The organism is Mesorhizobium kowhaii, assembly GCF_003253745.1.
GTDB classification, from domain to species: Bacteria; Pseudomonadota; Alphaproteobacteria; order Rhizobiales; family Rhizobiaceae; genus Mesorhizobium; species Mesorhizobium kowhaii.
This window is the reverse complement of the sequence record NZ_MZXV01000076.1, coordinates 207,638-221,140: the sequence shown is the minus strand read 5'-3', so window position 1 is coordinate 221,140 and position 13,503 is coordinate 207,638. Positions and strand designations below refer to the sequence as shown.

Below are 13,503 nucleotides of genomic sequence, written 5' to 3'. Positions count from 1 at the left end.
CCAAACCGGCAAACAAGCAACGAGAATGCGACATAGCTAATATGCAGGGTGGTTGGCTCGCAACCGCAGTGCTTCACCGCGCCATGGCGTGGTATTCGTCGTTCGGCCGCATGTCGATTGCCGCCGCCACCCGGTTCGACATGTTGAAGAACGAAGCGGTCGAGGCGATGTCCCAGATGTCGCGGTCGGTGAACCCGACCTTGCGCAGTGCGGCCCGGTCAGCCTCGACGATCTTAGCCGGCTCTTCGGTCAGCTTGACGGCGAATTCGAGCATCGCGGCCTGCTTCGGCGAAAGGTCAGCGGCGCGGAAGTTCATCACCATCATCTCGCCGAGTGCCGGATCACCGGACAGCTGGCGCACCGCCGCGCCATGCGCGGTCAGGCAATAATAGCAATGGTTGATCGAGGAGACGGCGACCGCGATCATCTCGCGTTCCAGCTTCGACAGGCCGGACTCTCCCAGCATCAGGTCGTTGTACATGTCCGTGAAGGCGCGCAACTTCTTGTCGTCGAAGGCATAGGCGCGCAGCACGTTGGGGACGAGACCGAGCTTCTCCTCGCATTTGGCGAAATAGGCTTTTGTCGCTTCGCTCAGCTCTCCCGAAGCGAGGTCAAGCGCGGTGATCTTGCCGGTCATGGGTCATTTCTCCTCGGTGGGCGACGGATTGCCGCAGAATTCCGATAATTCTTGGCAAGCCGTCAAACCTTTGTCGCCAAACAGCGGTCATCTGCTACCATAGTCACAAAAGCATGCGACGGGAGGGAATGGCATCATGGCCAGCGTGAAATCCGCTAGCAAGTCGAAGAAGAAGGCCACGTCAGCGGCGAAAACGGAGGAAAGGCCGACCAGGCTTGCCGATTATCTGCTCGCCCGCGCGCCGGCCGAAGACATCGCAACCTATCAAGCGGCCGACCTCGAACGTGCCGCCGAACTCGCCGGCCAGGCGGTTGCCGGCCACAAGAAGGGCGAGTGCGTCGTTGCCGTCGATGCCGATTCAGGCGTTGCCCGCGAGGGCCGCCCGGTGACCGTGATCACGGTCGTCAACGACAACATGCCGTTCCTGTTCGATTCCATTCTCGGCGAGGTCACCGAGAGCGCCGGCGAACCGACCCTGGTCACTCATCCGGTCATCACCGTTCGCCACGGCAAAGACGGCGTCGAGGAAATCCTCGGCGACGGCAATTTCGCCAAGGACGACGGCAATCACGACCGGCTGAGCGTCATCCATGTCCATATCCCGCGGCTGACCGCCGAGCAGGCGACCGGATTGACCGAGCGGCTGCGCAAGATGCTCGGCCAGGTGCACGCCGCCGTCCACGACTGGCGGCCGATGCTGGCCCGCCTCGACCAGGCGATCTCGGAGTTCCGCTATACGGCGGTGCCGCTCGACAAGAAGAGCGTTGCCGAGGCGATCGCCTTCCTGGAATGGCTGCGCGACGACAATTTCACCTTCCTCGGCATGCGCGAATTCAAATACACCGGCGGCGAGGAAAGCGGCACGCTGGAGCGCGCCGACAAGCCCGGTCTCGGCATCCTGTCCGATCCCGACGTGCTGGTGCTGAGGCGCGGTACGGAAGCGGTGACGACGACGCCGGAAATCCGCGCCTTCCTGCATGGACCGGAGCCGCTAATCGTCACCAAGGCCAATGCCAAGTCTTCGGTGCACCGCCGCATCTATCTCGATTACATCGGCGTCAAGACCTACAACGCCAAAGGTACGCTGGCGGGCGAATTGCGCATCGTCGGCCTGTTCACCTCGACCGCCTACACGCGTTCGGTGATGAAGATCCCCTATCTCAGGTCAAAGGCCGAAACCATCATCGCCAAGTCCGGCTTCGACCGGCACGACCACTCGGGCAAGGCGCTGATCAACGTTTTGGAGAGCTATCCGCGCGACGAGTTGTTCCAGGTTCCGGTGCCGATCCTGAGGAAGCACGCCGCCGCCATCCTTGGCCTTGTCGAACGGCCGCGCGTTCGGGCGCTGGTGCGCGCCGACCAGTTCGACCGCTTCGTCTCGATCCTCGTCTTCGTGCCGCGGGACCGTTACGACAGCGTCGTGCGCGAGAAGATCGGCAGCTATCTCAAGACCGTGTTCGAAGGCCGGCTGTCGGCCTATTACCCTGCCTTCCCCGAAGGCGGGCTGGCGCGCGTGCATTTCATCATCGGCCGCTCCGGCGGCAAGACGCCAAAGGTCGAGCAAGCGGCGATCGAGGCGGCGATCCGTGACATCGTGCGCACCTGGGAGGATGCCCTTTCCGATGCGGCGGACGCCAATGGCGGCGACCAGGGGTTGAAGGCAATTGCCGCGCGGCTGCCGGAAAGCTACCGCGATTCGTTCAGCGCGGCGGTGGCGCTGGCCGATGCCGGGCGCATCGCCAGGATCAGCGCCGGCAATCCGATCGCCATCGACTATTATCGTGATGCCGAGCAGAAGCCGCATCAGGCGTCGTTGAAGATCTATCACCACGGCAGCCCGGTGGCGCTGTCGCGGCGGGTGCCGGTGCTGGAAAACATCGGCTTCCGCGTCATCAGCGAGCGCACGTTCGAGGTCGGCGGCGACCAGTCCGGCATGGTCTTCATCCACGACATGGAGTTGGAGAACAGCTACGGCAAGCCGATCGACCTTGCCGATGGCGGCGCGCTGTTCGAGGACGCGTTCCTGTCCGTCTGGCGCGGCGACGTCGACAATGACGGCTATAACGGCCTTGCCCAGACCGCCGGCCTGTGGTCGGGGGAGATCACCATCCTGCGAGCCTATGGCCGCTATCTGCAGCAGGTCGGCATTCCGCAAAGCCAGGATTTCATCGCCGCCGCGCTCAACCGCTATCCCGACATCGCCCGCGGCCTGCATGCGTTGTTCATCGCCCGGCTTGGCCCGACGGCCGAGACCGAAGGCGTGGTGGCGGCAAAGCACCTCAAAGCCAAGATCAAGGATGCGCTGGAAGATGTGCCGAACATCGACGACGACACCATCATCCGCCGCTACCTCAATTTGATCGAAGCCTCGCTGCGCACCAATCATTTCGTTGCCGATACGAAAGAGAAAGGCCAGTCGCTGGCGATCAAGCTGGATTCGCATGCGGTCGAGGGATTGCCGGCGCCGCGGCCGTGGCGGGAGATCTTCGTCTACGGTTCCGAGGTCGAGGGCCTGCATCTGCGCTTCGGCCCGGTGGCGCGTGGCGGCCTGCGCTGGTCGGACCGCGCCCAGGACTACCGCACCGAGGTGCTCGGCCTGGTCAAGGCACAGCAGGTCAAGAACGCCGTCATCGTGCCGGTTGGCGCCAAGGGCGGTTTCTTCCCCAAGCGCCTGCCGGCGGGCGGCAGCCGTGACGCGATCTTCGAGGCCGGCACCTCGGCCTACAAGAACTTTGTCTCGAGTCTGTTGTCGATCACCGACAATATCGGCCTCGACGGGGTCATCCCGCCAGTCGGCGTCGTGCGCCGCGACCCGGACGATCCCTATTTCGTCGTTGCCGCCGACAAGGGCACGGCGACCTTCTCCGACACCGCGAACGCCATCAGCGAGAAGCACGGCTTCTGGCTCGACGATGCCTTCGCCAGCGGCGGCTCGGCCGGCTACGACCACAAGAAGATGGGCATCACCGCCAAGGGCGCCTGGGAAGCGGTCAAGCGGCATTTCCGCGAGATGAACCGCGACATCCAGACCTCGCCCTTTACCGTCGTCGGTGTCGGCGACATGTCGGGCGACGTGTTCGGCAACGGCATGCTGCTGTCGCCGAAGACCAGGCTGATCGCCGCCTTCGACCATCGCGACATCTTCATCGATCCCGATCCCGATATGGTGGCGTCGATGGCCGAGCGCGAGCGCATGTTCGCCCTGCCGCGTTCGAGCTGGCAGGACTACGACAAGACCAAACTGTCGGAAGGCGGCATCATCGTCTCGCGCAACCAGAAGTCGATCACCTTGCCGGCGGCAGCGGCGGCGGCGATCGGCTTGACCAAGACCACCGCCACGCCGGTCGAGATCATGGGCGCCATCCTCAAGGCGCCGGTAGACCTTTTGTGGTTCGGCGGCATTGGCACGTATCTCAGGGCATCCAGCGAAACCAACGCCGAGGTCGGCGACCGCGCCAATGATGCCGTCCGCATCACCGCGCTCGACGTGCGCGCCAAGGTGATCGGCGAGGGCGCCAATCTCGGCGTGACGCAGCGGGCGCGCATCGAGTTCGGTCTGAATGGCGGCCGCTGCAACTCCGACGCCATCGACAATTCGGGCGGCGTCAACTGCTCCGACGTCGAGGTCAACATCAAGATTGCGCTGGCTTCGGCCATGCGCAAGGGATCGTTGACGCGTCCGGCACGCAACAAGCTGCTGGCCGAAATGACCGACGAGGTTGGCGGACTGGTGCTGTCCAACAATTACGAGCAGACGCTGGCGCTTTCGATCGCTCGCAAGCGCGGCCTCGCCGACATCGCGCATCAGAGCCGTTTCATGACGGCGCTGGAGGCACGCGGCCTGCTCGATCGCGCCGTCGAGACGCTGCCGTCGCCGGCAGCCCTTGCCGAGCGCGAAGCACGTGGCGAACCGCTGACCAGGGCCGAGCTCGGCGTGCTGCTCGCCTATGCCAAGATCGTGCTGTTTTCCGATATCGTCGCCAGCGACGTGCCGGACGACGCGCATTTCGATCGCGACCTGATGGGCTATTTCCCGGACCGGATGGCGAAGAAATACGCCGCCGAAATCCATGGTCACCGGCTGCGCCGCGAAATCATTGCCCGCGTCGTCGCCAACGACATGGTCAATCGCGGCGGCCCGTCCTTCGTCAACCGGCTGCAGGAAGCGACCGGCCGCACCGCGGCTGATGTGGTGCGCACCTTCGCGGTGGTGCGCGACGGTTTTGCCTTGCCGGCGCTCTATCGCGAGATCGACGCGCTCGACAATCTCATCGACGGTCAGGTGCAGCTCGATCTCTACCAGGCGGTCAGCCGGCTGATCTACGTGACCAGCGGCTGGTATCTCAAGAACGATGCCGGCACCGCACCGCTTGGCCAGCGCATCACTGAGCTGCAGGAAGCGCGCAAGGCACTGGAGCCCAAGCTCGTTTCGCTGCTGCCGGCCTTCTCGCGCGAGCGTATCGAGGAGAAGCGGCACGGGCTGTTCAAGGCCGGCGCGCCGGAAAAGCTGGCCGGGCAATTGGCGCTCAACGAGGTGGCGGAGCTCATCCCCGACATCGCGCTGACGGCGCGTACGGCCGGCGCCGATATCGTCGCCGCGGCCAAGGCGTTCTTCGCGGTCAGCGATGCCTTCCGCATCCCGCGCGTCGAGGATGCGGCACGCTCGATCACGCCCTCGGACTACTACGATCAGCTGGCGCTATCGCGCGCCACCGACACGATCGGCTCAGCGCGGCGCGGCATTGCTGTCGCGGCACTCACCGGCCATGCGACGGCAGCGGATCCGGTGGCGGCTTGGCTGGAAGCCGGTGGCGAGCGGGTGGCACGCATCCGCGAGCGGCTGCAGGCACTGACCGAAGGCGGCGACATCACCGTGTCGCGGCTGTCGGTCGCGTCCGGGTTGATGAGCGATCTGACGGGGATGTGAGGCCTCGCAAGCTTGGGTTCCTCGCCCCGCCAGAACGGGGGAGAGGTGGCCGCGAAGCGGTCGGAGAGGGGGCTTCCTAGGGTGAAGCCCTTCCTTGAACGATTACCTGAAACATGGGATGGCGCATTTCCCCACTCCGTCTCGGCTTCGCCGAGCCACCTCTCCCCCCCACTGCGTGGGGGGGAGGAACCCAAGGGCAATAAGGGGGCGGCGCGACGCTTGTTCGTTTGCATGACCATCGGAAACATGCAGACATGGCGCGCGACGCGGGCGCAGCGGATGCTGAGGAGGGGATATGGCCGAGGTAACAGTGCAGCGTGCGTCTGGGCGTGGCATCTGGGGATGGATGTTCTTCGACTGGGCGGCGCAGCCGTTCTTCACCGTCGTCACCACCTTCATCTTCGGCCCCTATTTCGTTTCGCGCATGGCGAGCGATCCCAATACCGGCCAGGCGGTCTGGGGCTACGGCATCGCCGCGGCCGGACTGGTCATCGCCGTGCTGTCGCCGATCCTCGGCTCGATCGCTGACCAGACCGGACCGCGCAAGCCGTGGATCGCGTTCTTCGCCGCGATCAAGATCACCAGCCTTTGCCTGTTGTGGTTCGCGGCCCCCGGCTCCAACCTGTTCTTGGTCGTGGCCTTGTTCTCGCTGGCCTCTGTGGCGGCGGAATTCTCGACCGTGTTCAACGATTCGATGATGCCGCGGCTGGTGCCGAAAAGCGAAATCGGCCGCATCTCCAACATCGCCTGGGGCCTCGGTTATCTCGGCGGCATGATCGCGCTGATCTTCGTCGTCACCTGCATGGCCGGCTCGCCGGAGACCGGCAAGACGATCATCGGCATCGACCCGCTGTTCGGGCTCGACCCGAAGCTCGGTGAGGATGCGCGCGCCACCGGGCCGCTGTCGGCCGGCTGGTACTTCCTGTTCATCCTGCCGATGTTCTTCTTCACGCCGGATGCCATCAAGGGCATACCGATCGGGCCGGCGGTGCGTGAGGGCCTGTCGGAGCTGAAATCGACGCTGGCCGAGGTGCGCCAGCGCGGCGGCATCTTCCGCTTCCTCGTCGCCCGCATGATCTATCAGGACGGCGTCAACGCCTTGCTGGCGCTGGGCGGCACCTTTGCGGCGGCGATGTTCCACTGGTCGATCACCGAGATCGGCATGTTCGGCATCATCCTCAATGTCGTCGCCATCCTTGGCTGCTGGGTCGCGGCGCGCCTCGACACCGCACTCGGCTCCAAGGTGGTGGTGATGATTGCGCTGGTCATGCTGTCCATCGCCACCATCGGCGTCGTCTCGACCGGTCCGGGCTTCACGCTGCTCGGCCTGATACAGCTCTCGACGGTCGATTCGGGCGGCCTGTTCGGCACCGCGGCTGAAAAAGCCTACATCATGTATGGCCTGTTGATCGGGCTGGCCTTCGGGCCGGTGCAGGCGTCGTCGCGCTCCTACATGGCACGCAGCGTCACGGCGGCGGAATCCGGCCGCTATTTCGGCATCTATGCGCTGGCCGGGCGGGCGACCAGTTTCCTGGCGCCGTTTCTGGTGGCAACCATCACCGCCGTCAGCGACTCGGCGCGGCTCGGCATGGCGGTGATCATCCTGTTCCTGGCCATCGGCATGGCGATCCTGATCAGGACGCCCTATCCCGCGGACCAGCCGGTGGAGTAAGAGGCGTTCGATAATTCTACTCCGCTGGCCGCCTGACGCGGGTTTCTGCGCTTCCGGTGCTCACGGACTTGAGTGTCCGCTCCGCTCCGGTTCTCGAAACCCACGCCATCCGACTCAGCGGAGCGAATTCTCGGAACGCCTCTTTGCCGGAACTAATGCCGGAAATGTCTCACGCCGGTAAACACCATGGCGATGCCGTGCGCGTCGGCGGCGGCGATGACGTCGTCGTCGCGCATCGAGCCGCCGGGTTGGATGACGGCAGTGGCGCCGGCTTCGATCGCTGACAGCAATCCGTCGGCGAAGGGGAAGAAAGCGTCGGAGGCGACGACCGAGCCCTTGGTCAGCGGCTCGGCAAGGCCTGCCGCCTCGGCCGCGTCGAGCGCCTTCCTCGCGGCGATGCGCGAGGAATCGACCCGGCTCATCTGGCCGGCGCCGATGCCGACGGTGGCGCCGTCTTTGACGTAGACGATGGCGTTGGACTTGACGTGCTTGGCGATGCGGAAGGCGAATTTGAGGTCGGCCATTTCGGCCGGTGTCGGTGCGCGCTTGGTCACCACTTTCAGCTCGAGGTCATCGACCACGGCATTGTCCCTGCCCTGGACGAGCATGCCGCCAGCGACGGATTTGACCGTCATGCCAGGCGTGCGCGGGTCCGGCAGGCCACCGGTCACCAGCAGGCGCAGGTTCTTCTTCGCCGCGATGATTGCGGCTGCTTCGTCGGTTGCGTCGGGCGCGATGATCACCTCGGTGAAGGTTTTCACGATCTCCTTGGCAGCTTCGGCGTCGAGGGTGCGATTCATGGCGACGATGCCGCCGAAGGCCGAGACCGGATCGCAGGCGAGCGCCTTGGCGTAGGCTGCTTTCAGCGACGTGCCCTCGGCCACCCCGCACGGGTTGGCGTGCTTGATGATGGCGACGGCGGCGGAGCGGTTCGGATCGAACTCGCCGGCCAGCTCGAAGGCGGCGTCGGTGTCGTTGATGTTGTTGTAGGAGAGCTGCTTGCCCTGCAGCTGGCGTGCCGTGGCGACGCCCGGCCGCTTGTCGCCATTGACGTAGAAGCCGGCGCTCTGGTGCGGGTTCTCGCCGTAGCGCATCACCTCGACCAGCCTGCCGCCGAAGGCGCCCCACATCGGATGCTCGATCTCCAGCGCCTCGGCGAACCAGCCGGAGATCGCCGCGTCATAGGTGGCGGTGCGGGCAAACGCCTTGGCGGCCAGCTTCTTGCGGAAATCCAGCGACAGCGAGCCGATGTTCATCTCCAGCGCATTCAGCACCGAGGCGTAGTCGCCGGGGTCGGTGACGATGGCGACATAGGCGTGGTTCTTGGCCGAGGCGCGGATCATCGCAGGGCCGCCAATGTCGATGTTCTCGACGATCGCGGCATAGTCGGCGCCGGAGCGGCGGACCTCCTCGAACGGATAGAGATTGGAGACGACGAGATCGATCGGCTCGATGCCGTATTTGCGCATTGCCGCGGCATGCTCCGGGTCGTCGCGCACGCCAAGCAGCGCGCCATGTACCGACGGATGCAAGGTCTTGACGCGGCCATCCATGATCTCGGGAAAACCGGTGAGCTCGGAGACATCACGCACGGCCAGGCCGGCCTCGGCGATCGCCTTTGCCGTGCCGCCGGTCGAGACCAGCTCGACGCCGGCGGCCGCCAGCGCGTTGGCGAAATCGATCAGGCCGGTCTTGTCGAAAACGGAGAGCAGGGCGCGACGGACCGGAACGAGGTCGGGTGCTGGAATGTTCTTGGCGGCGACGGCCATGGGCTGGCGGCCTTTCACGGCTGGTGTGGTGGGTGCCCGCGCCCTAGCACAGGATATCGGGAAATCAAACCGGAAGCGCTGCCTGGCTCTTGTTGCCGCATGATGTTTATCCGAAAAGTCTGCAACTTTTCGGCCTCATGCGCGAGGCAGATACGATCAGTTGTTTTCCGGGTAACCGGCGATGCTGGTGCGCGTCAGTTGCCACTGGACTTCGGCGACTTCCGAGGCCTTGAAGGCAAGCACGATCTGGCGGCTGCGGCGCGGGCCGCCAAGACCGGCGAAATAGATCGATTCCTCGACCTCCGGCACCACTTCGCTGGAGGTGAACACCCAGGTGTCGGCCTGATCGCCGGCCAGGACCAGTCGATCGTGCTCGTCCTGCAGCAGATTGACGTCGGGGTGGACGTGGAAGCGGACGGTGACGAAGTCGCGGCCGTTGTTGCGGATCGTGGCATTGCCGGGCCGCTGGAAGCGATCCCTACCGGTCAGCACGTTGCCGTTCGACGACAATTTCAGCTCGCGCTCGTGCAGGAAGCCGAAGCGCGGGACATAGCCGTCATGGCGGGCGATGAAACCCTGAACGCCCTTCTGGTCGATGCGCTTGCACTGCACATGCTGCGGGCCGCCGATCAGCGGCGAGCCGAGCAGGTCGTTGACGCGCAGCGAATGGGTGAAGCGTGCCGACGAGGTGTCGTTGATGGTGGCGGTCGAGTGCGCGGCGGTGGCGCGTGCCAGCGGCCGGAACTCGGCGACGCCATAGGTGTCGATGCCGGCGTTGACGATGTAGTGCTGGCGGCCGGACGACAGTTCGAAGGCGAGGCAGCCGGCATGCGCGGCGTTGGACACGTCGACCGGCGGCGGCAGGCCGGTGTCGGCGATAACAGTGACGCCGCCCATCGACAGGCGCTCATAGCCGGAATGCGGCGCATGCAGCAGCGGCGAGCCGGCGGTGTCGTCGTGACGCAGGATGGTGGCGATCCGGTCGTGGATGGTGGCGCCCATGCCGTTGAAGCGGGCTAGACTGCCGTCCTGATGGCGGAAGAAGCGCAGCGCCGGCAGCATGCGGTCGATGGCGCCGATGAGGGCCTGCGGCGGCGTTTCGGCCTGGTTGGCATAGGTCTGGCGCAGCGGCAAAAGGTCGGCGAGGATTTCCAGGACGACCATCGGATTGCGCGAAATGTGACCGCCATCGGCAAGGATCTGGCGGTCGAGCTCCCCGGCGAGGTTGCGGGTGGCGCCGCGCAGCGCCGATGCCGGCGCCGGCAAGGACAGGGCGGCGAAGGCCAGCGCGATGCGGGCGCGCAGCCTGTCCTTGCCATCCGGCATTTCGCGCGTCATCGACCTGAGGTAGCGGATCTGGACGGCAAGCGACTTCAGGAAGGCGCGGTAGAAGGGGAATTCGGCGCCCTGCAGCACGACAGGGGAATGCTGCAGCCAGGCGATGATGCGCTTGGCCGTCGTGCCGGGCTCCCAGGCGATGCCGGAAATATGGCTGCCATGCATGGTGATCCAGTCGGAGACCAGCGCGCGGGCATTGGCGGCGGCGAGCTCAGTGCCGGCGGCACGCATGTGGCGCAGCCAGCGAAAGCCGTGCAGCGTCTTTTGCCAGCCATGGTTGGGCACGTTGATCTGGAAGGGCGACTTGCCGCCGGTCTCGACCAGATGCCCCGACAAGGGATAACGGCCGTAGTAGATCTCGAGCGCGATCTGGGGGTCGGCCAGACGCAGGTCCGGCGGTGCGATCAGCACACGTTCGGGCGTGCGGCCGGAATAGCGCCAACGATACATCGGCCCGGCACGCAGGCGCCGGCGCGTTTTGCGCCAGAACTCCTTCGCGACAAGCGTCCATAGACGCGTCGTGTTGCTGGCAGCAAGTGCCAAATCCCCTCCTGATCGTCCTCTACCCCGGCGCAAGTTTACATGATTGCACGACTCGTGCGAAGGCGAATTCCATCGGGCGGCGCCGGTCACCCGGTTTTGCCCCCGACCCTCCCTAAAAAAGTCAGTAAATCCGGGTGGTTAAATCCTTAGCCGGCTCGGCGTATGCGGGCGGCGAAGAAGCCGTCCAGGCCCGAGCGTTCCGGCGCGCCGAGGTCCAGATCGGCGGGCGTGGTGCGCAGCGTGCCTTGCGGCGTCAGGAACGGATCGATGCCGGCGATCTCTCCTTGCTGCAGCGGATCGTTGGCTGTTTCAGCCGTGCAGGCCAGAAAGGCGCGATAGAGGTCCTCGCCCTCGATCGGGTCGAGCGAACAGTTGGAAAAGACGATCCTGCCGCCGGGTTTTACCAGCGTGACGGCGCGGGCGAGCAGCCTGCGTTGCAGGTCGGCGAGCTTCTCGACATCGGCCGCCGTCTTGGTCCATGGCACGTCGGGATGCCGCCGCACCGTGCCGGTCGATGAGCAGGGCGCGTCGAGGAGCACGGCGTCGAACAATTCCTCCGGCTCGTACTTGAGCAGGTCGGCCTGGACGATGTCGGCCGACAGGCCGAGACGTTCGAGATTTTGCGTCAGCCGCGCCAGCCGGTTTTTCGAGGTGTCGACGGCGGTGACCTTGGCGCCGGCGAGAATGAGCTGAGCGGTCTTGCCGCCAGGGGCGGCGCAGAGATCGGCGACGCGGAGCCCTCCGACATCGCCGAACAGCCGCGCCGGCAGGCTGGCCGCGGTGTCCTGGACCCACCAGGCGCCATCGGCAAAGCCGGGCAATTCGGTGACCGGTCCGGCAAGCTTTTCCACGCGCACCGTGCCGGTCGGCAGGACGATGCCGCCGAGCCGTTCGGCCCACAGCTCGGGATCGGCCTTGACCGAGAAATCGACCGGCGCTTCGTGCCGATGGGCGGCGAGAATCTGCCTGGCCTTCTCATTGCCATAGGCAGCCTTCAGCCGCTCGGAGAGCCATTTCGGCGCTTCGTCGGTAGCGGCAAGGGTTGTCGGAAGTTCGGCTTCCTTGATCCGCGCGAGCGTGCGCAGCACGCCGTTGACCAGACCGGAAAAGCGCACCGTGCGCGGATCGGACTTGGCGTGGGTCACCGCCAGGTCGACGGCGGCGCTGTCAGGAATGTCGAGGAACAGGATCTGTGCCGCCGCCACATGCAATATGTGCGACAGCGCGGTGGCGTTGGGCGGCAGCGGCTTTTCCAGGCGCCGCGCCAGCAGCCCGGTGATGGTCATGCGATAGCGCAGTGCGGTGACCAGAATGGCGCGCACCAGGCCGCGATCGCGCAGGTCGAGCGCCTTGTATTGCGGGTGGCCGTTTTCATGATCGGTCAGTCCGTCGAGTGGCGTCCTGGCGTCGATGACGGCGGCAAGCAGGCGCGCCGCCGCCTTGCGGGCGGCGAGACCGGCAACGAAGTCGCCGCCGGCATTGTGTTCCGGATCGCCTGAGACGGTGCGTCGAGGTCCTCTGTCCGCCACGCTCACGACCACCGGCCTTTGGGCCCGGTCGGGTTGCGCCCCCACGGATTGGGCTTCGGCCCGGCCGGTTCTGCCGGCTGCTCGGGCCGAGCTGCGTGGTCCCACGGGCCCGATGGCCGCTGTTCGTCCGCCTGCCGCGGCATCGGCGCCTGGCGCGGTGCGACCCGAGTGTCGCCGCCTTCCATCTCGCGCGCCATCGCTTGCAGCGCGGCGATGCGGTTTTCGGTGCTCGGGTGGGTGGAAAACAGACTGTCCATGCGCTCGCCGGAAAGAGGATTGATGATGAAGAGATGCGCCATTGCCGGATTGCGCTCGGCATCGGGGTTTGGAATGCGTTCGGCGCCGCGGGCGATCTTGTCAAGGGCGGACGCCAGCCAGAGCGGGTGTCCACAGATTTCGGCGCCGCGCCGGTCGGCCTCGTATTCGCGGGTGCGGCTGACCGCCATCTGCACGATCATCGCCGCGAAGGGCGCCACGATCATCGCCGCCAGCACGCCGACAAAGCCGAACGGATTGTTGTTGTCGCGGTTGCCGCCGAGGAAGAAGGCGAAATTGCCGAGCATCGAGATGGCGCCGGCAAAGGTGGCGACGATCGTCATGGTCAGCGTGTCGCGGTGCTGCACATGGGCGAGCTCGTGCGCCATCACCGCGGCGACTTCTTCATGGCTCAGCCGCTGCAGCAGGCCAGTGGAGGCGGCAACCGCCGCGTTCTGCGGGTTGCGGCCGGTGGCGAAGGCGTTCGGCTGCGGATTGTCGATCAGATAGGTCTTCGGCATCGGCAGGCCGGCCTGTTGGGCCAGTGACTGAACGATGGCGTAATATTCGGGCGCGTTCTTTTCGTCGACCTCGACGGCGCGGTTCATCGACAGCACCATCTTGTCGGCGTTCCAGTAGCTGAACAGATTGGTGCCGGCGGCGATGACCAGCGCGATCATCATGCCGCCCGATCCGCCGATCAAAAAGCCGACTCCCATGAACAGCGCCGTCATCGCGGCAAGAAGCATGGCGGTGCGAAGTGTGTTCATCGTCTGCTCCTGTCCAGCTGGTGAAGGGGGCTCGATCCCTGTGGGCTCATCGCTATATGATGG

The 13,503-nt window shown here is 65.5% G+C and carries 7 protein-coding genes; 2 read left to right on the top strand and 5 right to left on the bottom strand.

Annotation, left to right across the window (positions count from 1 at the left end):
* Positions 1-73 precede the first annotated feature (73 nt).
* Positions 74-637 (bottom strand): peroxidase-related enzyme, encoded by a 564-nt coding sequence (locus B5V02_RS34535; RefSeq protein WP_111548420.1) that lies wholly within the window; start codon positions 635-637, stop codon positions 74-76.
* A 136-nt stretch (positions 638-773) separates the two neighbouring features.
* On the opposite strand from B5V02_RS34535, the gene B5V02_RS34530 reads away from it, so the two are divergent.
* Together B5V02_RS34530 and B5V02_RS34525 are read left to right on the top strand one after the other, a co-directional pair.
* Positions 774-5,564, top strand: coding sequence for an NAD-glutamate dehydrogenase (locus B5V02_RS34530; protein WP_111548419.1), 4,791 nt, complete (start codon positions 774-776; stop codon positions 5,562-5,564).
* A gap of 295 nt (positions 5,565-5,859) precedes the next feature.
* Positions 5,860-7,236 carry an MFS transporter gene (locus tag B5V02_RS34525; RefSeq protein ID WP_111548418.1) on the top strand — a complete coding sequence of 459 codons (1,377 nt, stop codon included), beginning with the start codon at positions 5,860-5,862 and terminating at the stop codon, positions 7,234-7,236.
* Between the two features lie 152 nt (positions 7,237-7,388).
* Here B5V02_RS34525 and purH read toward each other — a convergent pair whose 3' ends face one another.
* The 4 genes from purH to htpX all read right to left on the bottom strand — a co-directional run bounded on the left by purH (position 7,389) and on the right by htpX (position 13,440).
* Positions 7,389-9,005, bottom strand: a complete 1,617-nt coding sequence (gene purH / locus B5V02_RS34520; protein WP_111548564.1) for a bifunctional phosphoribosylaminoimidazolecarboxamide formyltransferase/IMP cyclohydrolase — start codon at positions 9,003-9,005, stop codon at positions 7,389-7,391.
* 156 nt (positions 9,006-9,161) lie between these two features.
* Entirely contained in the window at positions 9,162-10,886 is a 1,725-nt protein-coding gene (locus B5V02_RS34515; protein WP_111548417.1) for a heparinase II/III family protein, read from the bottom strand.
* 146 nt (positions 10,887-11,032) lie between these two features.
* A complete protein-coding gene (locus B5V02_RS34510) occupies positions 11,033-12,421 on the bottom strand; it encodes an RsmB/NOP family class I SAM-dependent RNA methyltransferase (protein WP_425374446.1) in 1,389 nt (462 codons plus the stop codon).
* Positions 12,418-13,440, bottom strand: coding sequence for a zinc metalloprotease HtpX (gene htpX, locus B5V02_RS34505; RefSeq protein WP_111548415.1), 1,023 nt, complete (start codon positions 13,438-13,440; stop codon positions 12,418-12,420). The genes B5V02_RS34510 and htpX overlap by 4 nt, the downstream gene beginning before the upstream one ends.
* Between the last annotated feature and the right edge of the window lie 63 nt (positions 13,441-13,503).